Source organism: Streptomyces sp. NPDC085946, from assembly GCF_044540485.1.
Classification (GTDB): Bacteria; Actinomycetota; Actinomycetes; order Streptomycetales; family Streptomycetaceae; genus Streptomyces.
Genome location: NZ_JBITSF010000028.1, coordinates 23,918 through 46,003 on the forward strand (window position 1 = coordinate 23,918; position 22,086 = coordinate 46,003).

The window sequence follows — 22,086 nt, forward strand, 5'->3', positions numbered from 1 at the left end:
CGACATGTTCATCTTCGAGGTGAAGAAGAACGGCGACGTCAGCACGTTCGGTGAGCCTGTGGCGAGGCGTGTGACGCAGGACAGCATGGTGGTCTGCAGCGGGGAGCTTGCCTCCCTGTCCTTGCCGACCACGGTGAAGCTCAGCTGCCTCGACACCGGAGAGCTGACGGAGTCCCCCCCACCCGGAGCCGGAGACCTGAAACTGCCCGAGTACAAGGGACTCGTGGATGTGGTGAGCGAAGTCCCCAAGTCTCTCGAGGAGTACGGCAGGGAGCTGCTCATGATCAAGTGGACCGGAGGACAGGTGGATCTCCTGCACAAGGGCGCCTACGGAGGTGGCTCGCTGTGAGGATCCGGGAAGTCGTCCAGGACTGCGTGGAGTTCGCGGTAGGCGAGGAGTACGTCACCCCGGATGAGCTGCTCATTCTCAAGGCCCTGGCCGAGGAGCCCGACGACCGCCGGGTCCTGCGCAGGCTCCGGCGCCGTCGTACCCGCGGCGAACCGCTCGGCTTCGGCACCGGAGAGATCGTCGGCGTCCTGGCGGCTGTACTGTGGCTGGCGGTCGACGAAGCAGTGCGCAGTGCGACAGGGCAGGCGGTTCAGTCGCTGTCCGAGCGGCTTCGGAGCTTGCTGCGCAGGTTGTTCCGGCGTCCTGATCCCCAACCGGAGCTTCCCGCGTTGACCCGGGAGCAGTTGAACGCCGTGGCGCAGGTGGTGGTCGAGCAGCTCACCGAGATTGGGCTCTCCCCAGAGCAGGCTCAGCGGCTGGCCGAGCGGGTCGCGGGGCGGCTCGCGCTGGGGACGCCGGCCGAAGTGGAGTCCGGGTCTCGAGATGAGGGCGGGGAGGCGGATGACCGCGCCGGTAACGGTCGGTCGTGAGCCGACGGCCGAGGCGTCCCGGGGTCGTCTGCCGGTCAGCACCACGCTCCGCTTCGCGCTGCTGGTCACGCTGATCGTCATCACTGGCCTCTTCTGGCTCGACAACCTTGTCACCCACTGGTCGCAGGCCGCCGTGAAGAAGGACGGCTACTGCAAGGTCGCCTCCGGCCTGCTGCTGCCGGACGTGGACGGCGACCCGACGGCGGCCTACCGGCGCTGCATGGGCTCGGTCGAGCCGCCCAACCGGATGTGGACGCTCCTCGGGGTGCTCGCTGTCCTCGCTCTGGCACTGGCCATTTACGCCTTCCTGCCGACCTGGAAGCGGATCCGCCGCGGTCTCGTCGCACTCGACGTCCCCGCCGACCCTCCACTCCGCTCCTCCGGGACGGTGACGCTGGAGGAGGAGCTGGGCGACCTGCGCCGGACGGCGGGCCTTCCAGCGCACAGTGTGCGGTTCATGCTCGACCCCTATAACGTGCGCAGCAGTGCCGTCGTCTTCGGACGGTTCGGACGCTGCACCGTCAGCCTCCACTCCGGGCTGGTCAGCCGCCGGCAGGCGGAACCGGGGATGTTCCGGGGCGTAGTGCTGCACGAGCTGAACCACGTGGTCAACCGGGACGTGAGCCTGACGTACGCCACGATCGCTCTGTGGCGCGCCTTCCTCGCCGCCATCCTGCTCCCCGTGACCGTCGTCGATTTCCATCCGTATCTGGGTATCGGGTCGTTCGCCGACAGCATGGCCTACTGGCGCGCCAACCTGTCCTACATGATCCCCTCGATGGTCCTGGTCGGGGTGATCGCGGCAATCATGTACCTCGTACGCGCCGACATCCTGCGCACCCGCGAGTTCCATGCGGACGCCCTTCCGGAGCCTTGGGGAGCGGACGTCGCACCATCCCTTACGGGTGAGCACCGACGTGGCCGGATCTGGCGGAGCCATCCCAGTGACGCGGACCGGCTGCGTGCGCTGGCGGAGCCGTCCATCCTGTTCCGCACTAATGCCGTTCCCTTCTTCACCACAGGTGTCCTTGCCGTGGCGGCCTCCAGCCGCGTTCCGACGTTCCTCATCACCGGTTTCCGGCAGACCGTCGTGGCATGGACGGTCACCACGCTCGCCGTCGGCCTCGTCGTCATCATGATCTGGCGGTCCGTACGGCACGCTGTGCGTCATGGCCAGCCGGTGCCGAAGGGTTTCAGGGAGGGCCTGTGGTTCGGCTCCGGCCTCATCGCGGGGGAGCTGGTCATCGGCCGGAACATCGGAAACTCGGTGCTGCCGCAGCGGCCGTGGCTGCTGCTGTTGCTTCTGGTGGGCGCGCTGCCGCTGGGCGTGTGGACCGCGCAGATCACCCAGGTCCTGCCGCGGCGCCCGGCCGCGCTCGCGCTCGCGCTGGCCACCGCTGTGACGGCGTTCGGAACGTGGCTCGCCTACTGGATGAAATGGGGCCACATAGCCCTGTCGGCCGACCGGATGGCTGTGATCCCGCTCCTGGGGGAAGTCCCCGCTCCGGACGGTAGTTGGGTGCCGCTGCCTCCGGAACTGGTCTTCTGGCTGCCGCTGGCCGACCGGGTCCGGGACGACCCGGTCGCCGTCGTCGGTGCCACGCTGCTGTGGCTCGCCCCGGCGGCGGCGGTGCTGTGGCGGTCCCTCCGCAGCCGTCCGCGCGGTTCCGTCCCCCGGCGGCCGCTCCTGCTCGCGGCCGTGGGAGGCGTGGCCGGCACGCTCTGGGCGGCGTGGGTCCACGTCGTGGTGCACAGGGTGCAGCCGCCGCCGGCCTCCTGGGACGAGCTCGAACTGGCCACCTTCTACGGCTGGCTGACCGTTGCCCTCCTCGTGCCCGCGGCCCTCGTGGCAGCGACAGCGGCCGCCGCCCGGCCGTTTTCCGGCCTGCTCGACGGCCTCGTGGCCGGCGGCGGGGCGCTACTCGGTGGCCTCGCGGGAGTGTGGGCGCTGACGGCACTCGACGGGTGCGTGACACCCCTGGCTGTCTGGGGCGACACCTGCACCCCGGCTTGGGCCGGCTCGTTGCTCGTGCTGGGCTCGGCGAGTCGGCCCGTCCTCTCCTTCGGCGTGTTCGTCGTGGCGGCGGTCGCCGCCTGGGCGGCATGCGGAAGGGAGCTGCTGAGCGTGCTCACCGCGCCCCGGCGCCGGGTGCGCGGCCGTATCCCCGTCCCCGCGCCTCGTACGGCGGGCCGTTCCCCCAGTAAGACCCCCACGATCGTCCTCGCCGCGATGGTGCTCGCGACGTGCGTCCTGAGTGGGTACGCGGTGGCGGACGCCGTCGACGACAGCGGACAGACCAGCACGATCGACTCCTCCAGTGGCACAAGACTGCGCACCCAGTCGTGGCTGGAAGCGGGTGGAAACGAACTGCTGCTGGGATTCGAGGAGAGGGTCCAGGCATACGCCAAGCACCTCACGCCGCTGGTCCGGGAGGCTATGGCGAACAGGGCCCCGGAGGACGCCGACCTGGGAAACATCATCAACGCTCACCCGGAAGAGGTGCCCACGGTAAAGCGTAATTGCTCGGCGCTGGAGCGGCAGGCGCGGACGGCTGAGCGGTTTATCCCGATTCCGGACGAGCGCGCCCAGTCACTGTGGCAGGACATCCTGTCCCGCACCAGGAAGGGAGCGGCCCTGTGCGTGCGGGGAGCCGGAGAGTCGTCTCACGCGCTCACGGAGGGGACCGACCTCCTGCTGTCGACGGGAGAGATGCATCCGCAACTGGACGCGCGGCTCCTGGAGATCCAGGGCAGGCGGAGGGGATGACGTCTTCCGGGCCTCACACATGAACAGTCGCCTGGTGGGTGATCAGCCGTCGGATCTCGGCGAGGCTGGAGTGGATGAGCTGGAAGGGTCCGTTTCTGCTTTCCAGGTGTCCAGCTAGCGGGCGCGCAGAACGGTCAGGCAGACGTGGGCGGCCAGGGCGAGGGCCATGTGGCGGTGCCAGCCGGGGTAGCGACGGACCTGGTACGACGCCGCCAGGTGCTGCGGGGCCTCGTCTGCTTCTACGTGCTCACATCGGATCTCGTTCGCAGGGAGTCGAGTTCGCGCCGCAACCTACCGGAGGCCAACGGACGGCTTGCCGTTGCGGCGCACCAGCCATCTCGAACCCAATACGGATACCGGTTGTGACCTTGTGAGATCACCGCAAAGCAGCGGGACTTCGATCTCTGCCACTGGTGTCAGAGGGGCTGTTCGAGGAGATTCTCTTCGACGTCCTGGGTGGGCGCGGTGTAAAGAACTCAGGTGTGGCCGAACGGGACGGGGGTGGCTTTCGAAGGCCGCTGGCACCGAGGGTGCCGGTTGATCCGGCGCGACGGCGAGCCGGTTTGATCGGCGCCGGCTCGCCGTGCAGCGTCCGCCCCGGATGGCGAGCGAGATCCGGTGGGTCCAGGGAAAGAACTGTGCGATGCCCGCACCGGTGAGGGACGTTCGGCCGCCGCGGCGTACGTCGGTGGCGGCACGGCCCGGACTCGGCATCCGCACTGTGTCCGTCTTCTTCAGCGCGGCCGGTCGGCTGGTCGATGGCCGCCTGTTCACCCCTTTCGGCTCTGCCGCAGTAGGTGCGCATGCTTTGTCTCCGCCGCTGGTGACATGCTCGATCGGACACGCGAGGTGCCGGCGAGGTGCTGGGGCCGTTCCGGTGCTGCCGCAGTGAATCCGAAATTTACTACGGCACCTCTTCGAAAACATGGGCGTCACATTGCAGCGACGACCACCGACAGTTACTTGTCAGGTAGCGGCAACTGTGGGAAACAGGGGTCGAATCGTGCTCCGCGGCCGGAGCGAGCTGGGATCAGCGCCCGTTCATGCGCAGCACAGTGACGGCGCCGACCGTCATGTAGCCGCGCCATTCGAGTGATGCGGCGGCCGAATAGCTGGTGAAGTCGACTGCCCATCCGCCGTCCTGCTGCTGCCCGCGTTCCAGGCGGTCGAGGTCGTCCGACACGGCATGAGGATCGAGCAGGCCGCGGATTGGCCGCCCGGGCTCGGGCGCGTAGTCGAGAAGATGAAGCATCTCGCCCTCGGCCCCGCCGACGACGGCGAGTGCCCCGTCCTTTGGGATGAACTGTCCGAGGTGGTCGAGCAGATCACGTGCCTCCGGGTGGGTGTCGGATGCGATGTCGAGGAACTGGAGCGCGAAGGAGAGCACGTACGCGAAGGGAACTTCGTCGATCCGACGGATCGCGTCGAAACAGTACCGCGTCGCCGTTGCCAGCCATGGATGGTCTCGTACGGTCACATCCCAGCGCGCGGCGCGATACGCCTGCGTCGCCACCGCGGCCGTGATTTGCAGCGATGACTCCATGGGATCCGCTTGCCCCCAAAACGGGGCGCACGCCACGGGGTCGCTGATCGGGAGCGCGAACGGCAGCCCGCCATCGGGCAAAGTCACCGAGTCCAGCCAGTCGAGGAGGGCTGCAGTGTGCGGCGAGGTCGCAGGGCCGGCGTCGGCGAGCGCCTCGAGCGCGTGCTGGGCGCCTGCCGGCTGGCTCTCCGGTGCACGAAGATCTGGTTCGAGTCCCCACCCGTAGCCGCCATCGGGGTTTCGGTAGGCGTCGAGTCCGTGAATGATGGCCTGACGAGCCGCGTCGCTGTCGGTCATGACGGCCTCGAAGCGCCGCCGATCGAGGACTCGCGCGTGCGAGGCCATGAACGCTTTCGCGCGACCTAGGTTGATGCTCATACGAGGACCCTGCCATCCGTCGGCTACGTCAGGCTTGGACGAAACGGCCAGACGAGGGGAAGGAACCTGAAGCCGTGAAGAGCGAGCATTGAAAGGGCGCCATCTTGCTAAGGTTGTCCCGCAATGATCAGCTGTCTTGGCATGACCAGCATGGGGATGCCCGCCTTGGGCCGGTCTATCCGGCCAGCGCGAGGTTGTGGAGGCGGGCTGTGCCAAGCATGGCGTGATAGACGCCGTCTTTCTTCAAGCGGCAGTCGCGGAGGATCTTCCAGCTCTTCATGCGGGCGAAGGTGTGCTCGACGCGGGCACGGACCTTGCGGTGAGAGCGGTTGTGCTCCTCTTTCCATGCGGGGAGTCCGGCCTGACCGGGTTCGCGGCGGTGCGGGATTACCAGGCCAGTGCCGCGGTAGCCGCCATCAGCGATCACCGTGATGTTGCCGACGATAGCCTTCGCCCCGGACAGCTCCCATGCCCTGCAGTCGTTGCGGTTGCCCGGCAGAGGCTGGCCAACCGCGACGACCAGTCGCGTATCGGCGTTGATGACGACCTGGTGGTTGGTGGAGTACCGGTAGTTCTTCGACTGCTCGGCCACTGCATGGTCACGCGTGGGGATCAAGGTGCCGTCCACGATGAGCACGGTGCCCTTGCGGAACCGTCGGCGCGGCCGCAGCGCGAGCAGCGGTGCGAGGCGGTTGATGATGCGGTCGGCTGCAGACTTCGAAATTCCGAACAGCGGCGCGAGCTGGCGCAGTGTCAAGTTCGTGCGCCAGTAAGCCGTGACCAGCAGCATGCGGTCTTCCAGGGGCAGGCTCCACGGTCGGCCTCGGCGGACCGCGTCCGCTCCCTCACGGCGCAGGACGGTCACCAGCTTGGCGAAGCAGCGCGGGCTCAGCCCAGTGAACGGGCCTATCCAGGACGGCTGCGACGCCGTGATCACACCAGCCACGCATTGATCATTTCACCGCAGCTTGGGCCCTTCAGCCGGCTTCCCGGCCGCCGGCCAGACGGCGCCGCCACCAGAGGTCAGAACGCCACTGCCGATGAGTGGCAAATGGATCCGGCAGCGTACGCTTGACGTACCTGGCATCCAGGAGATGCACTCGGCGTTCAAGCTCGGCGCGAGGCCTGCGAGGCAACTGCCGCAGGACCTTCTCAAGCACGTCGCGGGCGTGCCGCACGTCGTCGAAGGAACAACCGCGGCACGAACACTCCGCGTCCTGCGGATAAAGGGGCCGTCGGCCCGGTGGTTGCAGAAACGCTCGATACCGCCGCAGCGCACGGTCGGTGGCGCCGGGGTAGACGTAGTAGTCGCCCGAGAGTCTCTCTGCTCGATCTATCGCGACGCTGGTTCGAGCAGAGAGGCCGTGGATCCGCTCCAGAGGCAAGCTCCACACGGCACGGAGGGACTGTTCAGCGCGCAGCGCGCCGGGCCGCTTACGCGGCATAGGCCTTTCGGTACGTGGACATGAACATCATCATGCCAGCCTACGGTCGTCGACAGCCAGGAAGCCGCACGTGCAGCGACCCACCCCGCAGGATTCAACCTCGCAGGCTGTCCGAGGTGGAGTAGCGGGACAGCCCTTAGAGGTCCTAACAAAGGCGTTGGGCGTGTCGGTGGGTGATGAGGCAGGTGGCGAGGCCGAGGAGGGCTTCATGAATGTCGTCGCGTCTTTCCCAGCGGATGCGCAGGCGGCGGAAGCCGTGGAGCCAGGAGATGGTGCGTTCGACGACCCATCGGAAGATGCCCAGGCCGGAGCCGTGCGGTTGGCCGCGTTCGGCGATCACAGGCCGGATGTCTCACTGCCACAGCAGGCGCCGGTACTTGTCGTGGTCGTAGCCGCGGTCGGCGAACAGCATGTCCGGCCGTCTGCGTGGCCGCCCGACCACACCGGCCACGGGTGGGACCTTGTCGAGCAGGGGCAGGAGCTGGGTGACGTCGTTGCGGTTTCCGTCGGTCAGCGATACCGCGAGCGGGATGCCCTGCCCATCGGTGAGGACGTGGTGCTTGCTGCCCGGTCGTGTGCGGTCGACCGGGCCGGGACCGCTTTTGGGCCCCGGCGGGCCGCCCTGACGTGGGAGGAGTCGATCACCGCCCGCGACCAGTCCAGCTGCTTCGCCGACCGCAGCTTCTTCAGCAGCACCAGGTGCAGCTTCTCCCACACGCCGGCCTCGTTCCAGGCGGCCAGCCGCCGCCAGCAGGTCACGCCGGAGCCAAGCCCAGCTCCTGGGGCAGGTACTCCCACTGAATGCCGGTGTGCAGCACGAACAGGACCCCGCACAAGGCCTGCCGGTCCGGCACCCGAGGCCGGCCCGCCACCAGCTTCGGACCCGGCCCGGGCAGCAACGGCTCGACGAGCGACCACAGTTCGTCCGACACGATCCACGGCCGCGACTGACGCTTCCCCACGACCCGACCAACGAGCAGACAGACCGATGGTTACTTGATCAACAACTTCTGTTAGGAACTCTTAGGAACAGCTAAGCGACACATGTGAGCGTGACGGGTGTCTGGCCGGTGAGCCGTTTGCTCTCACGGTTGAAGTGGGCTTGGTCGACGTAGCCTGCTGTGGCCGCGGCATCACGCAACGACAGGCCCGCTCGTGCCAAGTGGAGTGCATGCTGGAAACGGTGAATCTGCATGAGCGTCTTGGGGCCGTAGCCAAAGAGCCGGTTGCTGAGCCGACGCAACGACCGTTCCGACAGGCCGTGGAGCTCTGCTGTCTCCCGCACGCTCAGACCTGCACGAGCGGCACGGTCAAGAGAAGCCGCCACACGAAGAATGGAACGCTCCGGGTCGGCCCGCGTCCACAGGGCGATGAAGACCTTTTCGAGGGCATCGGCCGCATTGTCTTCGAATGACCAGCCATCGTGCCCGGGGAGCGTGACCAGTTCCGACAACTCAACGCGTTGGTCTGTCAGTTCGTGTGCGGGCACACCGAGAAGTGCGTAGGCCACGCCCGGAGCGAGTCGGAGACCCCAGGTCACCTCGCCGGCATGCGTCCGCGCGGTGAACGTCCGAGTGTCGGCGCCTGCTACGACCAAACGTTCCCGGAACCACATCAGGTCCATCACGCCGTCGGGGATTATGCGTTTTTCGGGGCCGTCCGAGAGCACCCGCCACATCGTCGCGCCGGTTCGGACACCCCGTTGTGTTGTATAACTCCTCACGTGCCGTCCACCTCCGCACCGCGCATATTAAAGCGTGTTGCGCAGGGCCGTGATCACGCGGGCCGAAGCGGTGTTCGGGTGTGCGCGGTCATGCGGCGGGGACGGGGTCTGCACGTGGGCGACGGCGTACTCGTCGGAGTCGGGACATCCGGCAGCGCTGACGACGCCGAGGCCTCACTCGCCGAACTGGCCGCGCTGGAAGAACTGGCGGGCGCTCTGGTGTGCGATGGGGTCATCCAAAAGTGGCAGAAGCCCGACCCGGCGAGCTCCATCGGATCAGGCAAGGCCGAAGAGCTGCGGGAGATCGTCGAGGAGGCCGGCGCCGACACGGTCCTCTGCGACGGCGAACTCAGCCCGAGCCAGCTGGTCCACTTGGAGGACGTCGTACGCGTCAAGGTCGTGGACCGTACCACGCTGATCCTGGACATCTTCGCGCAGCACACCAAGTTCCGGGAGAATAACGCTCAAGTGTCGTTGGCCCAGATGCAGTACATGCTGCCCAGCTGTGCGGCTGGGGCCAGTCGATGTCCCGGCAGATGGACGGCGGTGGCAGGGGCGGCATGGCGACCCGCAGACCCGGCGAGACGAAGATCGAAACCGACAGGCGGCAGATCCGCGAACGGGTGGCCAGACTACGCCGCAAAATTCCCCAGTTGAAGACCGGACGGGACACCAAGCGCGAGAAACGGGGGCGCAACAGAGTGCTGTCGATCGCGCTCGCAGGGTACGCCGACGCCGGCAACTCCTTCCTGCTGAACCGGCTCACCGGCGCCGGAGTGCTGCTGGAGAAGTACGCTGTTCGCCACCCCGGAGACGACCGTGCGCCGCGCGCAAACCTCGAGCGACCGTCCCTGCACCATCGCCGACACCGTCGGCTTCGTACGGCACCTTCCGCACCACCTCGTCGAAGCGTTCCGCTCGACCATCGACGAGGTGACGAACGCGCACTTGGTGCTGCACGCGGTGGACGGCTCGCACTCGGACCCAGAGGCGCAACTCGTCTCCGTCCGGGAGCCCTGACGGGGTCGGCGCGGACGAGATCAGGAAGGTCGTGGTCGTCAACAAGGCGGACGGCGCCGACCCAGACGTGCTGTTCCGGCGGCTGACCGCGGAACCGGGCTCGATCGCGGTCTTCGCGCGCACCGGAGACGGTATCGAGGCACTGCGGGACTTCATCGACGTCCTGCTGCCGCGTCCCGAGGTGAAAAACGAGGCCATGGCGCCCTACCCCCAGGACAGCCTGGTTTTCCGGACCCCCAGGGAGGGCGAGGTGTTGTCCGCCGAGCACACCGAGCAAGCCCCCTCCTGAAGGCGAGGGCGGGGCCGGAACCGGCGGCCACGCCGCGGGCCTATCCCAGCCGTGACCCTGGCGGGAGGGCCGCAGGACGAACCCGTCCTCCCATCTGTCCCGGCCGGACCAGTTGCCGGTGCAGCTTCATACCATCTACGATGGCTTTATGGGTTCCCTGTGATCGATACGTGTGGTCCGCGAGGGTGTGGGACGTCGAGCCTGGCTCCGTCACCGCACCCGGCCGTGCACGCCTGAGAAGACGGACGCGCTGCGATTTCTTCGTCCTGCGCTGTTTCCGCCGGACGGAACCACCCTGACGGTGCGGGTTTTCAACCGACTGCGTTTTCAACGGTCTGCTGTGTGCGCGGCGACATCACTCACCCCAGATCAGGAGGACTCCTGCATGTCGACAGCGCAACTCGCTCTGCATGACATCACCAAGCGTTACCAGGACCACGTCGTACTCGACCGGATCGGCTTCACCATCAAGCCGGGCGAGAAGGTCGGTGTTATCGGGGACAACGGATCCGGCAAGTCCACGCTGATCAAACTCATCGCCGGGCAGGAACAGCCGGACAACGGTGCGCTGACGGTGGTCGCACCCGGCGGCGTCGGCTATCTGGCCCAGACACTGGAACTGCCGCTGGACGCCACGGTCCAGGACGCCGTCGATCTGGCCCTGGCCGACCTGCGGGAGTTAGAGCAGGACATGCGCCGGACCGAGGCCGAGCTGGCCGAACGGCCCTACCAAGCGGGCCAGGACCCCGAACTCGCCAGCCTCCTGGAAAGTTACGCCACACTGGTGGACCGATACCAGGCCCGCGGCGGCTACGAGGCCGACTCCCGCGTGGAAATCGCGCTGCACGGGCTCGGGCTGCCCGGGCTGGAACGCGGCCGGCGGCTGAGTACCCTGTCCGGCGGCGAGCGCTCGCGCCTCGCTCTGGCTGCCACGCTGGCCTCGGAACCCGAGCTGCTCCTGCTGGACGAGCCGACCAACGACCTGGACGACCGGGCGGTGAGCTGGCTGGAGGAACATCTGCGCAAGCACCGCGGCACGGTTGTGGCAGTCACCCATGACCGGCTCTTCCTCGACCGGCTCACCACCACGATTCTGGAGGTCGACTCCGGCAAGGTGATGCGCTACGGCAACGGCTACGAGGGCTACCTGGCGGCCAAGGCGGCGGAACGGCAGCGCAGGCTGCTGGAGTACGAGCAGTGGCGCGCCGAACTGGACCGCAGCCGCGAGCTGATTGCGTCCAACGTGGCGCGCTTGGACGCCATCCCGCGCAAATTGCCTTTCGCCGTCTTCGGCGCCGGACAATTCCGGATGCGCGGGCGGGGCCACGGGGCGATGGTGCGGATCCGCAACGCCAAGGAACGGGTCGCGCGGCTGACCGAGAACCCAGTCGCGCCACCGCCCGAGCCGCTCACCTTCACAGCGGAGATCACCACCGAGGCCGCGCAGTTTCAGGAGACGGTGGCCGAACTCACCGGCATCCGGGTCGGCGACCGGCTCAGCGTCGACTTCCTGCGCCTCGGGCCCGGTGAACGGCTGCTGATCACCGGTCCCAACGGGGCGGGCAAGACGACGCTGCTGCGGGTGCTCTCCGGGGAGCTGCCACCCGACAGCGGATCGGTGCGAGTGTCGGGCCGGGTGGGACACCTACGACAGGAACAAACTCCATGGCAAAAGGGGACGACGGTCCTTCAGGCGTTCAGCAGCGGACGGGCCGGCGACATCGGCGAACACACCGAGGCGCTGCTCTCCCTGGGGCTGTTCAGCCCGGACGATCTTCGGCAGCGTGTGCAGGACCTGTCGTATGGGCAGCGGCGTCGCATCGAGCTCGCCCGGCTGGTGACCGAGCCGGTCGACCTGCTGCTGCTGGACGAACCCACCAACCACCTCTCGCCCGCGCTCGTCGAGGAACTGGAGGAAGCGCTGACCGGCTATCAGGGCACGGTCGTCATCGTCACCCACGACCGGCGCATGCGGTCCCGCTTCAACGGCGCCCATCTAAGGTTGCAGAACGGGCACGTCGCCGAGTTCACCACCGCCTGATTGCCGGAGCCGTGTAGGGGAGGGGCGGCACGCAAGGGAGGCCGTTCCTCCGAAGTGTCAGAGGCGGACCGGCAGGCTTTTCAGACACCAGGCGTTCGGAAAGGGCTGTCTTTCCTTTCGGCATCCGTCCAATGGGCACACGTGACTATGCGACGGGTCCTCCGGGACTGGTGTCCCGGAGGACCCGGCAGGGCTGCCTTCCGAACCCTGCTCAGCCTGAGTAGCCACCGTTTTTCGAACGATGTCAGCGGCAGGGATTCGCATCGGCGAAAATTCGAACTGTCACACGCGGCGCGCGCGTTCGACGGCATCCTGTGTGATGCGCTGACCGTCCGAGCCCGAAGGACCGGTGCCAGAGCGTCCCCTCGGCGCAGTCAACCAGGCTGAGGAACGGGAGCGCCATCCTGCAGCGGGCCGCCGTGGGCGGCGCGCCCCGGACCGTATCAGTGTGGTCGGGTAGCCGGATCACGTTGCGGCGACTCGGCCCCCTCAGAACCGGACGTGCACCTTTCAGCGCATCCGGCTCAAGCAAGCCACGAGGGCTTCGTAGGTCAGCAGGGCTATGTGGGCCGTTCCCCGTCGCCAGCGTGGTGCTGGCGGTGGCATTCGGAGTGGACGAGGCGAAGGTTGTTCCGTTCGTCCGTGCCGCCGGCCCGTCGGTAGGTGAAGTGATGCTTGTGGAGCATCTTCTTCGAGGCCGCGAGCCAGTTGATCCACTCGCGTGGACTGTCCGGCTCGTACTCGGCTCCGACGATCAGTGCCTGCTTGCAGAGAGGGCAGTTCGCGCCGTCCGCGTGGTGGCGTTGGTAGTAGAGGGGTGCGTCGGGGATGACGGCTTCGCTGGCACCGCCAAAGCCAGGCGGTCCGTGCCGCCCGCGTCCACATTCCGCATTGCCGATCTGCTTCCGCATCCGTGGGCGCGGCACCGCCTGACCCGATGCCGCGCTTACCGATCACGGCAGCAGCCGGCCCCGACCGGACCACCGACCACGCGGGCCCGACCACGGTCATGATGCGACAACATCGCCGTGGGCCCGGCCGACATTCCCTCCCGTATTTGTTCGCTGCCGTCTCCGCACCGCCCTGCATTCCCGCAGGTGGCACTGTCACGTTGTTGGGTCGGGCGGTGTTGACGGCTCGTCGGGGTAATGGCTCGCCCGCGCGGATCTCCGTTGTCAGGCCGCCGCGGTGGCGCCGGTAGCCGGCCGCTGGCCAGTGAGGCGCTGGTTCATCTCGGCGCGGTACTGGGCTGCGGCCAGGCGGTGGCGTCGAGGGCGGAAGTGGGGTGAGATGCCGCTGAACGAGAACAGGAGCCGCTGCGCGTGGCCGGGCGAGGACAAGCGTTTTATCGCCCGTTCGCGCTGGCGGGTCGGCTGGTGCGAGTTCTCGGCCCGGTTGTTCGGGTATTTCGAGGTGCGGTGCTCCACGCCCGGCATGGCTTGGTGGTGGGCTGCGCCGTGGGAGCGGAAGTCGTCGGTGACCATCACCTGCGGTGTGTACTGATGACGGCCAGGTGAAGCGGGTCGGGCCCGCGGCTGAGGATCAGGCCTTGGGGTTCAGCATTGCCGCCGCGGTGGCCAGGTCGGTCTCGGCGCCGGTGGTCAGCGCGTACAGGGCATACCCGATGGGGGAGGCGTTCCACAGGTGCTTCGTCTGGGTTGCCAGGCCGGGGTGGACGTGCCCGCCTGCCTGCTCGTACGCGGTGAGGGTGGCCTGGAGCATCTCCTCGCCCGCGGCGCCGTACTGGGCGGACAGGTCACGGGCGGGGTCGTCCACGCGGGCGGTGGTCCAGTCTAGGACCCCGGTGATCGTGCCCTCCTCGTCGAACAGTACGTGCGCGGGGTAGATCTCGCCGTGGGTCATCACGGTTTGCTCGGGCCAGCAGGTGTCGTCCTCGAGCCAGGCCTGCCAGGCTTCGGTCAGGGCGGGGAGGACGGTGAAGGCCTCGCTCACGCGGGCGATGTCGTCCTGCCACGCCTGACGCACCTGGGCCGGGGTGCGGACCTCGACGCCCGCGGCTTCGGCCTGCTCCGGGGTGATGGAGTGCAGACGGGCCAGCAGGCGCCCTAGGCGCTCGGCGTAGTCCGGGCTGGCAGGGTCCATGTGCCAGTCGGGCTCCCCGGCGTCGGTCAGGATCAGGCCCGGGGAGCCAGGCAGGGCCGGGTAGGCGATCAGCTCGGGGGAGCGGATCTGCCAGTCGGGGACCGCGACACCGTCCTCGGCCAGGACGGGAGCGACCAGGTCGAGGACGCGCGCCTCGGCGGCCATGCCCTCGGAGACGTCGACGCGGCGCGGTATGCGCAGCACCCACCTCTGGCCGGTCGCGTCGGAGGCCATGACGACGCGGTAGTCCAGACCCGCCTCGTTCACGGTAGCGCCCTGCGCGGACAGGCGCGGGCCGTGGGCAGCGGCCAGGGCGATGACGTCATCGATCATGCTCATAGGGCCACGCTCTCACCTGCGCCTGCACCACCTCCAGCTCTTTTCCCTTCACCAGCCATGTCGGCGGCGCAGCTGTCCACTACTACGGCGGCCAACCGGATCGCGGCGGCCACCTCGTGGGACGGACTGGCGAACCAGCTCGGCCTGAATGGGGACGAGGCTGTGAAAGGGAGCTGTCACGTTGCTGGGCACCTGGGCGGGCGTCTTGAAGGAAGGCGAACGCGGTCTCGGTCAGCCTGTACCCGACCCGCAGCCGTACCGCGGTGTGGTTGTAGGCGGTGGTTACCTGACCAAACATCCGGTACTGGACCAGCACCGCCAGTGCCAACCGGTCCCGGCTGGCGGTGTCGACGTCTGCCATCGTCGGCTCCCTCGGGTACAGGGCGCCGCCCTTGTCCGGCGTCGCAGGTACGCACAGGTCAGCAGCCGGCCCCGCCCGGACCGTCGACCACGAAGGCCCGACCACGGTCACGATGCGACACCGCCGCCCCCGATCCGGCCGCCGCCCGCGACGTCCTCGACCTGGAAGACTTCCACCCTCATGCCCAGGAGGTCGTTACGAGTGCAAGACCGAGCACTTCGTTGCTTTCACTGACATTGCCGCAGCCGTCATCTGTGATCGCTACCTTGCCGACTGATCAACGGGGGCAAACTCGGTCTCTTCGCCGGGCAGGTCGGACAAGGGGGCGGGGCCGCCGGACAGGGTGGTGCGGCGGGCGAGGTCGGGCAGGACGGTGGCAAGGCCGACCAGCGCCAAGACTGCGCCGAGCCAGAGCGGAGCGCGCAGGCCCCAGGTTTCGATCGCCACGGCGCCGATGGAGGAACCGAGGATGATGCCGAGGGTGATGAAGGAGGAGTGCACGGTGTTGACCAGCGGTCCGGCGTTGCCGGTGCGCTGGACGCGGGTCACCATGGCCGGGTTCATGGTGACGCCGGCCAGGCCGATGCCCATCATGCAGATGACGGCTGGGGCGGGCGCGTCGGCGAGGAGGGCGAAGCCGGTCAGGAACACCGTGTTGAGGACGAGCCCGACGGTGAGCACCGGGAGGGTGTGCCTGTCGGCGAAGCGGCCGACCACGTTGTTGCCGATGACGGTGGCGGCGCCGTAGGCGACGAGCAGCAGGGGGACGGTGCCGGTGGAGAAGCCGGTGACGTCGGTGAGAATGGGGTTGAAGTAGCTGAAGGCGGAGAAGGTGGCGCCGATGATCAGTGTGCTACTGGACAGCACCAGCCACATCCTGGGCCTCTTGAAGACGCCGATCTCCTGGCGGAAGCCGCCGCCGCCTTCCGCCCGTTCGATGCGGGGCACGCCGAACAGGGTGGCCACGGCCGCGATCACGGTGATCAGGGTGATGGTCCAGAACGCGGCGCGCCAGCCGAAACGCTCGCCGACCAGGGTGGAGATGGGCAGTCCGAGCAGGGTGCCGAGCATGAGGCCGTTCATCGCGACGGCGATTGCACGGCCACGGATTTCGGGGCGGGTGATCTGGGCGCACAGCGAGATGCCCACGCCGAAGAACGCCTGGGAGGCGATGCCGGTGATGATCCGCGCGGCCATCATTGTGCTGTAGCCGGTCGCGGTGGCGGCCAGTACGTTGCCGGCGAGGAAGATGCCGAACAGGACCATCAGCGCCGTGCGCGGTGGGAACTTCATCAGGGCCACGGTCAGGAAGGGGCCGCCGGCGGCCATGGCCACCGCGAAGGCGGTGATGAGGTAGCCGATCTGGGGGATGGTTGCGTCCAGTCCTTCGGCCATCTGCGGCATCAGCCCAGCGACCACGAACTCACTGGTCACCATGGCGAAGATGCCCAGTCCCAGGACATATACGGCACGAGGCACGGCTCGTTCTCCTTCGAAGTCCGTTGTGGATTGATCAGTACAAAACTTGAGTACGCGTGGACGCGGCCTCCGGCGGCGAGTGCCATCAGCCGGCGAGTGCGTCCAAGGTGATCTCGGCGATCGCCTCCAGCACAGCCCGGTCGGCACCGCCCTGACTGGAGATGCGCATGCCGCCGATCGCCGCGTTGACGAAGTGGGCAAGCGCCCCGGCGTCGTGGGGGGATGTGATGCTGCCGTCCCGCTGCCCCTCCTCGAGCACCCCGCGCAGCGCCGTCAGCCGACGTCGCGTATCGCGCTCCAGCATTTCCGCTGCCTGCGGGTCCCGGGCGACCAGCTCGACCGTGGTGTTCACCGTCAGACAGCCAAGGCCGCGTCCGCCCGTCCGGTGCACCGTCTCGCCGTCGACGACCATGGCGAACAAGGCGCGCAGCCGGTCAGCGGCGCTGAGCTGCGTGTCCTCCAGGACGGCCAGCTGGGCGGCCGTCATGGAGTCGATGTAGCGGGCAAGTGCACGCTCGAAGAGGTGATGCTTGCTCTTGAACGTGTTGTAGATGCTGCTGCGCCCCAGCCCTGTGGCGTCACACAAGTCCTGCGTGGAGGTGGCCTCGTAGCCCTTCTCCCAGAACGTGCGCATCGCCGCATCCAGGGCACCTTCCTCGTCGAACGTCCTCGGTCGGGCCATGGCGCGACCTTAGCCGTTTTGGACCGCACGTTGCAATACTCTTTTGGAAGCCCGCTCCTACCGCGACCTTGAAGCCTTACTGGTGTGGGGCGCGTAGTCCGGAAAAGAGAAGCAGAGTCGGCTTCGTCCATGAGGACGGACAGCGCTTCGACACCGGCTCGAAAGACACAAGGCACCCGGAACCGGGGCGGGATGTTCACGGGTACCGGCAGCATTCTGTGTTCCCGGAGCCGGCTGGGGCGTTCGTGGTGTGCTGCCGTACGGTCGGGCCATGACACGCGCCACGCAATCCCACCCGGACGCCGGATGAGCGGCTGGTGGGCCTATCTGGAGGAGCAGACCCGCCGGGAGGCCGACGCGAGTGTGCTGCGTGATCGCCGCTTGATGGCAGTCAAGACCGTGTGGGAGGCCCTGCGACCACTGGGACCGGGCCTGCGTGAGGCTGAGCAGGTGGTCCACGCGCGCTACGAGGCCCTCGCAGACCGTGTACGGCACAGGCCACCCGATCCGCTCGACCTCCCTACACTCACAGCCCGCACCACGGCACTCCCAGGCCAGGTGGCCGCCATCGAGGCCCTGTGGGACGGCGACACCGTCCATGACTGGTTCGTGGTACTGATTGCGGTCCTGGAAGACCCGGCTGGGGAAGGCCATCTGGCGACCGTCCACCACTACCCTGGCGGACACCCACCGGGCCTTGCTGCCGCAGCCGCGGGCCGGGCCCTGGCCGACTCCCTTAAGGTGCCGTTCCACTTCGCCTCCCCGGACACCCCCGATGACCAGGCCCCGCGCTGGCGAACAACCTGAGGTGCACCGTGGCTCCGTCACCGAAAGGATCGCCGCGACGTCCGGGAGCAAGGCGGGCTGCCAGGCGCCTGCCGTTCTCACGAGCACCGGCCCCGAAGCGGTTCGGCTTCCTCCCGAGACCGTCAACAACCACTACTGGCTTCGCTGATGAAAACGGACAGCGATTGTCGATGGCTTTGGGCGGCAGTCGGTGATCACTGCGCCTCGACATGTCGACGAGTTTTGACGGCACTGGAAGACTCCGTGGCTGCCGCTTGCGTCCCAGAAGCTCACTAGGTCAGACGACGGATGGACGCCTTGGATCGGTCGGGACGATCGCGTGCTCGTCGAAAAGTTGTTCAAGGGCTTCGTGGCCGTGCTCGCGGCGGTATGCCATCTCGGCTGCGGTGACCGGCAGAACCCAGAGGATGCGGGCATCGCCGTCCGGCAGTGGGCACTGCTCGAGGTCAGGTCCGTGGAGGTAGGGAAGGCTGACCAGCAGGTGGTCGCAGCGGGACCCGGGCAGCCACGGCTCCCCGATGGGCAGGCTGTGCTCGAGATCGAGGTGGTGATCGGAGTGGTAGTAGGCGGTCATGGCCAGGAGAGCAGCGAAGCGTTCGTCGCGGACGGGAGCGGTGAGGACGAATTCGAGTCCGTGGCCGTCCGTCTCAACCGTGGACCAGCAGCCGGCGGTGATGTAGGCCCAGCTGTCGGCGCGCGGTCCTGGGCTGACGGTGAGAATCCGCAGGTCGGGAACAGCTTCCCTGCGTCCAGGTCCCAGGTCGTAGTCGCTGACCGTGATCATGTGGCCGGTGAAGAACTCGCGAACGTGGGCCTCTACGCCTGCTATCGCCCGCTGGTTGCGCTCGTTCTCGAACATGATGGAGAGGATCTCACGGCTGGCCCAGGTGTCCTGGCTGTGAGTCCGCCCCGCTGCAGGCAGGGCGGACTCGGATGGTTCAGCTGGCATTGACCGGCTCCTCGGCTCGGGCTCGGGTGCTGGCGAGGCGGTAGGAGTCGGGGCCGGTCTCGATGAGGGTGCCGTTGAACGTGAGCCGGTCGACGATGGCCGCGCAGAGGCGGGGGGCGGTGAACGTGTTGGTCCAGCCGCCGAACGACTCGTTGGAGGCGATGGCCACGCTGTTCTTCTCCTCGCGTTCGGTCAGGACTTGGAAGAGGAGTTCGGCGCCGTGGCGGTCGAGTTCCATGTAGCCGAGTTCGTCGATGCAGAGGAGATTGACGCGGCCGTAGCGGGCGATGGGCTTGTTCAGCTGCTTCTCGTCCGCGGCCTCGACCAGCTCGTTGACCAGCTTCGTCGCGAGCGTGTAGCGGACGCGGTAACCCTTATCGCGGCCTCGGTGCCCAGCGCGATGAGCATGTGGGACTTGCCGGTGCCCGAGTCGCCGATGAGGCAGAGGGGCTGGCTCTTCTTGATCCATTCGCAGCTGGCGAGGGTGTGGATGGTGGCCGGGTCGATGTTCGGGTTGGCGTCGAAGTCGAAGGACCGCAGGGACTTCTCCCGCGGGAAGCCGGCTGCCTTGATCCGCCTCTCCGACCTGCGGCGGGTCCGGTCGTCGCACTCGGCCATCAGCAGTTCGGCGAGGAAGCCGCGGTAGGTCATCTGGTCCTTGATCACCCGGTCGGCGATGTCGGAGAACTCGTTGCGGATCGACGGCAGCCGCAGCAAGCGGCAGGCGGAGTCGATCGAGGCGTCGGCGGCCTGCTCGGTCAAGCCTCGCTGGCGGGGCATGGTTACTGCGCTTCTCCCTCACTGTGGCCGCTGCCGCTGGTGCGGCGGCGTCGGACCAACTGGTCGTAGTGGGACACCGAGGGCAGCGGCCTGGTGTCCGGCGGAAGATGCGCCAGGCGCCACTCGTGCAGGGAAGTCACCGTCGCCGGCAGCTGGCCGAGGGGCCGGGCGTCCAGTGTGGGCTCGGTCTCGGCCTGGGCGGCCTTGCGGACCTCCAGAGCGACTGCATCCGCGGTCATGGCCCCGGCCCGCAGGGCTGCGGCCAGGCCGGCGGCGACATGTTCGTGCGTCATGTGGCGTCCAAGAAGCAGCACCTCGATCAGCACGCGGGTGCCGTCCCGCTCGCCGTGGATCTTCATGGCCTGGGCCCACCAGGCGTCGTGGACCGGGGTGAACTTGCCGGCCGAACGGGCCTGTTCGAGAGCGGTCGAGCCGGGGAAGGCTCCGGGCTTGCGGACCAGGACCTCCAGGTAGTGGTCCATCTCCAAGCGGACGGCGCCTTTGGCGATCAACCGCTCGTGCCGTGCCACATCCACGTTCTGGTCGTAAGTCACCAGGTGAGAGGCGTGAAGGATTACTCGAACCCGTTTGCCGATCAGCCGGATGGAGACCGAGTAGCGGTTCGTGCGGACCGGGATCTGGCCGTAGCGGTCGACTCGCGGGGTGAACAGCAGCCCGGTCTCGAACGGCTCCTCCGGCAATGGCATCAGCAGCGGTTGTTCGAGCGTGAAGTCCTCGGCGATGGTCCGGGACCTGGAGCCGATCCGGCGGGCGTCATCACTATCGGTCCCACTGCTCGACCATCCCGTTCAGCTCGGCGAGCGAGGAGACCTAGGGCCTGTGTGATGTTGTGATCAGTCTCACCGATCCGGGTCCGTCTGGAGGACGGATCCGGTAGGAAGACGGTCGTGACGCGCAGGCAACTTACCGACGAGCAGTGGAAGTTGATCGAGCCGTACCTGCCGATAGGCGAGTACGGCCCGTACCCCGAGCGGCTGCGGGAGCAGTTCGAGGGAATGATCTGGCGGTTCAGGACCAGCGCGCAGTGGCGTGAGATGCCGGGCGAGTTCGGGCCGTGGCCGACCGTCTATGGACGCTTCCGGGTCTGGCGGAACGCCGGTGTCTTCACCGCCCTGCTGGAGGGCCTGATCGCTGAGGCCGCCCGCCGGGGCAGGACGGACTTGTCCCTGGTCAGCGTGGACTCCACGACCGTCCGCGCCCATCACGACGCCGCCGGGATGCTCGTCGGCGAGGACGTCATGGAGGCTCTGGAAGAAGCCGCCGCCGAGCAGGAACAGGCCCGGCAAAAAGGGGCGGCGAGGCGGAACACAACGGGCAGCGGGGCGGAAACGGGCCGGAGCGGGAAGAACGCCGACGCGTCCGCCGGCGACACCGGCTCCGCCTGAAGGAAGCCCTGCTCGGCCGATCCCGTGGCGGGCTGACCAGCAAAATTCACCTCGCCGCCGACCGCAGACGCCGGCCGCTGGCGTTCGTCCTGACCGCCGGGCAGGCCGCGGACAGCCCGCAGTTCATCCCCGTGCTGAACAAGGTTCGCGTCCGCCTGCCGGTCGGCCGGCCCCGCACCCGCCCGGACGCGGTCGCCGCGGACAAGGCCTACTCGTCCCGCGCCAACCGCGCCCACCTGCGGAAACGCCACATCAAGGCGGTCATTCCGGAGAAGAAGGACCAGGCCGCCAACCGCAAGAAGAGAGGCAGCCGGGGCGGGCGGCCCGTCCGCCACGACACCGACCTCTACAAGGAACGCAACACCGTCGAGCGCTTGATCAACCGGCTGAAGGACTGGCGCGGCATCGCCACCCGCTTCGACAAGACACCCGAGAGCTACCTCGCCGGTCTCGAACTCCGCGCCTCAATGATCTGGCTCGAGTACCTCCTGCGAGCAGCCGATTGATCACGACATCACACAGGGCCTAGGACGGGGACGAAGTGGTTGCGGCGGAAGTAGCTACGTCGGCATGCACGACCTCGCCTGGGACCTGGTCGTGCCCACCGGCGTGCCCGAGGCCGCAGCGACCGCCCTGCATGCGGCCCGCGAGCTGCTGCGCCAGTCGTACTACTGCTACGAGTTCTCCACCGTGGCGGTCATGCACTCCCTGATCGCGGTGGAGACCGTGCTGCGCGACCGGATCCCGGACGCGGGCACCAAGCCGCTGTTCCAGCTCATCAAGCAGGGCACCGATGTGGGCATCCTGACGGAACGGCAGGCGAAGCACCTCGGCTACAGCCGGAAGATCCGCAACGGCATGGCGCACGGCCAGACCACGCACGCGGTGATGCCGCCGGCCATGGCGGCGGAGATGGTGACCACCTCGTTCGCGATCGTCTCCGAGCTCTGCGCCGCTGTCCTGTGACATCGGACGTGGTCCGATTGCCGTTGAAGTCGGGCCGGTAAAATCTTGAAGATTGCTGGATTTTGGCGTGTTCATGTAGAGATACAGCGTGGATGAGTGGGTGATGCGCGGGAGGCAGAGGCGTTTCGG

16 protein-coding genes and 5 pseudogenes are annotated in these 22,086 nt (G+C 67.7%); 8 read left to right on the forward strand and 13 right to left on the reverse strand.

Going from position 1 to position 22,086, the window contains the following annotated elements; genetic code table 11:
- Nucleotides 1-4 precede the first annotated feature (4 nt).
- Genes ACIF8T_RS34790 through ACIF8T_RS34800 form a run of 3 tightly spaced genes read left to right on the forward strand, consistent with a single transcriptional unit; the run spans nucleotide 5 to nucleotide 3,646 of the window.
- The gene (locus ACIF8T_RS34790) at nucleotides 5-349 is read left to right on the forward strand and encodes a hypothetical protein (protein ID WP_400040749.1); all 345 of its coding nucleotides are present in this window, start codon (nucleotides 5-7) and stop codon (nucleotides 347-349) included.
- Nucleotides 346-879, forward strand: coding sequence for a hypothetical protein (locus ACIF8T_RS34795; RefSeq protein WP_400040751.1), 534 nt, complete (start codon nucleotides 346-348; stop codon nucleotides 877-879). Before ACIF8T_RS34790 ends, ACIF8T_RS34795 begins: the two co-directional genes overlap by 4 nt.
- Complete coding sequence (locus ACIF8T_RS34800; protein WP_400040753.1) at nucleotides 851-3,646, forward strand: M48 family metalloprotease; 2,796 nt, start codon at nucleotides 851-853, stop codon at nucleotides 3,644-3,646. Before ACIF8T_RS34795 ends, ACIF8T_RS34800 begins: the two co-directional genes overlap by 29 nt.
- Nucleotides 3,647-3,688: 42 nt before the next feature.
- Here the strand turns inward: ACIF8T_RS34800 and ACIF8T_RS34805 are convergent.
- The 5 genes and pseudogenes from ACIF8T_RS34805 to ACIF8T_RS34825 form a co-directional block, all read right to left on the reverse strand.
- Nucleotides 3,689-3,850: pseudogene (locus tag ACIF8T_RS34805) on the reverse strand (IS701 family transposase); the annotation flags it as partial.
- Nucleotides 3,851-4,676: 826 nt separating this feature from the next.
- Nucleotides 4,677-5,567 carry a hypothetical protein gene (locus ACIF8T_RS34810; RefSeq protein ID WP_400040755.1) on the reverse strand — a complete coding sequence of 297 codons (891 nt, stop codon included), beginning with the start codon at nucleotides 5,565-5,567 and terminating at the stop codon, nucleotides 4,677-4,679.
- A 175-nt stretch (nucleotides 5,568-5,742) separates the two neighbouring features.
- The gene (locus ACIF8T_RS34815) at nucleotides 5,743-6,513 is read right to left on the reverse strand and encodes a transposase (protein WP_400040757.1); all 771 of its coding nucleotides are present in this window, start codon (nucleotides 6,511-6,513) and stop codon (nucleotides 5,743-5,745) included.
- Between the two features lie 644 nt (nucleotides 6,514-7,157).
- Nucleotides 7,158-7,974 (reverse strand): annotated as a pseudogene (locus tag ACIF8T_RS34820) (IS5 family transposase).
- Nucleotides 7,975-8,045: 71 nt separating this feature from the next.
- Nucleotides 8,046-8,681, reverse strand: coding sequence for a helix-turn-helix domain-containing protein (locus ACIF8T_RS34825; protein WP_400040759.1), 636 nt, complete (start codon nucleotides 8,679-8,681; stop codon nucleotides 8,046-8,048).
- Between the two features lie 156 nt (nucleotides 8,682-8,837).
- On the opposite strand from ACIF8T_RS34825, the pseudogene hflX reads away from it, so the two are divergent.
- A pseudogene (hflX, locus tag ACIF8T_RS34830) lies at nucleotides 8,838-10,088 on the forward strand (GTPase HflX); the annotation flags it as partial.
- Between the two features lie 341 nt (nucleotides 10,089-10,429).
- Nucleotides 10,430-12,085: an ABC-F type ribosomal protection protein Car(A) gene (car(A), locus tag ACIF8T_RS34835; protein ID WP_400040760.1), complete on the forward strand. Its 1,656-nt coding sequence runs from the start codon at nucleotides 10,430-10,432 to the stop codon at nucleotides 12,083-12,085.
- A gap of 560 nt (nucleotides 12,086-12,645) precedes the next feature.
- On the opposite strand, the gene ACIF8T_RS34840 is transcribed toward car(A), so the two are convergent.
- From ACIF8T_RS34840 to ACIF8T_RS34860, 5 genes are all read right to left on the reverse strand, one after another.
- Nucleotides 12,646-12,996 (reverse strand): HNH endonuclease, encoded by a 351-nt coding sequence (locus ACIF8T_RS34840; RefSeq protein WP_400040762.1) that lies wholly within the window; start codon nucleotides 12,994-12,996, stop codon nucleotides 12,646-12,648.
- A 264-nt stretch (nucleotides 12,997-13,260) separates the two neighbouring features.
- Complete coding sequence (locus ACIF8T_RS34845) at nucleotides 13,261-13,572, reverse strand: hypothetical protein (protein WP_400040764.1); 312 nt, start codon at nucleotides 13,570-13,572, stop codon at nucleotides 13,261-13,263.
- 55 nt (nucleotides 13,573-13,627) lie between these two features.
- A complete protein-coding gene (locus ACIF8T_RS34850; protein WP_400040766.1) occupies nucleotides 13,628-14,527 on the reverse strand; it encodes a macrolide 2'-phosphotransferase in 900 nt (299 codons plus the stop codon).
- Nucleotides 14,528-15,149: 622 nt separating this feature from the next.
- A complete protein-coding gene (locus tag ACIF8T_RS34855; protein WP_400040768.1) occupies nucleotides 15,150-16,367 on the reverse strand; it encodes an MFS transporter in 1,218 nt (405 codons plus the stop codon).
- Between the two features lie 85 nt (nucleotides 16,368-16,452).
- Complete coding sequence (locus ACIF8T_RS34860; RefSeq protein ID WP_400040770.1) at nucleotides 16,453-17,049, reverse strand: TetR/AcrR family transcriptional regulator; 597 nt, start codon at nucleotides 17,047-17,049, stop codon at nucleotides 16,453-16,455.
- A gap of 306 nt (nucleotides 17,050-17,355) precedes the next feature.
- Here ACIF8T_RS34860 and ACIF8T_RS34865 point away from each other — a divergent pair, with 306 nt between their 5' ends.
- The gene (locus ACIF8T_RS34865) at nucleotides 17,356-17,856 is read left to right on the forward strand and encodes a hypothetical protein (protein ID WP_400040772.1); all 501 of its coding nucleotides are present in this window, start codon (nucleotides 17,356-17,358) and stop codon (nucleotides 17,854-17,856) included.
- A gap of 277 nt (nucleotides 17,857-18,133) precedes the next feature.
- Here the strand turns inward: ACIF8T_RS34865 and ACIF8T_RS34870 are convergent, their stop codons facing one another.
- The 3 genes and pseudogenes from ACIF8T_RS34870 to ACIF8T_RS34880 all read right to left on the reverse strand — a co-directional run bounded on the left by ACIF8T_RS34870 (nucleotide 18,134) and on the right by ACIF8T_RS34880 (nucleotide 20,292).
- A complete protein-coding gene (locus ACIF8T_RS34870; RefSeq protein ID WP_400040774.1) occupies nucleotides 18,134-18,715 on the reverse strand; it encodes a suppressor of fused domain protein in 582 nt (193 codons plus the stop codon).
- Between the two features lie 79 nt (nucleotides 18,716-18,794).
- Nucleotides 18,795-19,585 (reverse strand): annotated as a pseudogene (istB, locus tag ACIF8T_RS34875) (IS21-like element helper ATPase IstB).
- A 2-nt stretch (nucleotides 19,586-19,587) separates the two neighbouring features.
- Nucleotides 19,588-20,292 carry a Mu transposase domain-containing protein gene (locus tag ACIF8T_RS34880; RefSeq protein ID WP_400040776.1) on the reverse strand — a complete coding sequence of 235 codons (705 nt, stop codon included), beginning with the start codon at nucleotides 20,290-20,292 and terminating at the stop codon, nucleotides 19,588-19,590.
- Nucleotides 20,293-20,493: 201 nt separating this feature from the next.
- Here ACIF8T_RS34880 and ACIF8T_RS34885 point away from each other — a divergent pair.
- Nucleotides 20,494-21,497 (forward strand): annotated as a pseudogene (locus tag ACIF8T_RS34885) (IS5 family transposase).
- 64 nt (nucleotides 21,498-21,561) lie between these two features.
- Nucleotides 21,562-21,957: a hypothetical protein gene (locus ACIF8T_RS34890; protein WP_400040778.1), complete on the forward strand. Its 396-nt coding sequence runs from the start codon at nucleotides 21,562-21,564 to the stop codon at nucleotides 21,955-21,957.
- Nucleotides 21,958-22,086 lie beyond the last annotated feature (129 nt).

Excerpts from the sequence above, each read along its gene's own strand:
- ACIF8T_RS34790 (WP_400040749.1), top strand. The coding sequence starts at position 5 with ATGTTCATCTTCGAGGTGAAGAAGAACGGCGACGTCAGCACGTTCGGT.
- ACIF8T_RS34800 (WP_400040753.1), top strand. The coding sequence starts at position 851 with ATGACCGCGCCGGTAACGGTCGGTCGTGAGCCGACGGCCGAGGCGTCC.
- ACIF8T_RS34810 (WP_400040755.1), bottom strand. The coding sequence starts at position 5,567 with ATGAGCATCAACCTAGGTCGCGCGAAAGCGTTCATGGCCTCGCACGCG.
- ACIF8T_RS34840 (WP_400040762.1), bottom strand. The coding sequence starts at position 12,996 with ATGCGGAAGCAGATCGGCAATGCGGAATGTGGACGCGGGCGGCACGGA.
- ACIF8T_RS34850 (WP_400040766.1), bottom strand. The coding sequence starts at position 14,527 with ATGAGCATGATCGATGACGTCATCGCCCTGGCCGCTGCCCACGGCCCG.
- ACIF8T_RS34860 (WP_400040770.1), bottom strand. The coding sequence starts at position 17,049 with ATGGCCCGACCGAGGACGTTCGACGAGGAAGGTGCCCTGGATGCGGCG.
- ACIF8T_RS34865 (WP_400040772.1), top strand. The coding sequence starts at position 17,356 with ATGAGCGGCTGGTGGGCCTATCTGGAGGAGCAGACCCGCCGGGAGGCC.
- ACIF8T_RS34870 (WP_400040774.1), bottom strand. The coding sequence starts at position 18,715 with ATGTTCGAGAACGAGCGCAACCAGCGGGCGATAGCAGGCGTAGAGGCC.
- ACIF8T_RS34880 (WP_400040776.1), bottom strand. The coding sequence starts at position 20,292 with ATGCCATTGCCGGAGGAGCCGTTCGAGACCGGGCTGCTGTTCACCCCG.
- ACIF8T_RS34890 (WP_400040778.1), top strand. The coding sequence starts at position 21,562 with ATGCACGACCTCGCCTGGGACCTGGTCGTGCCCACCGGCGTGCCCGAG.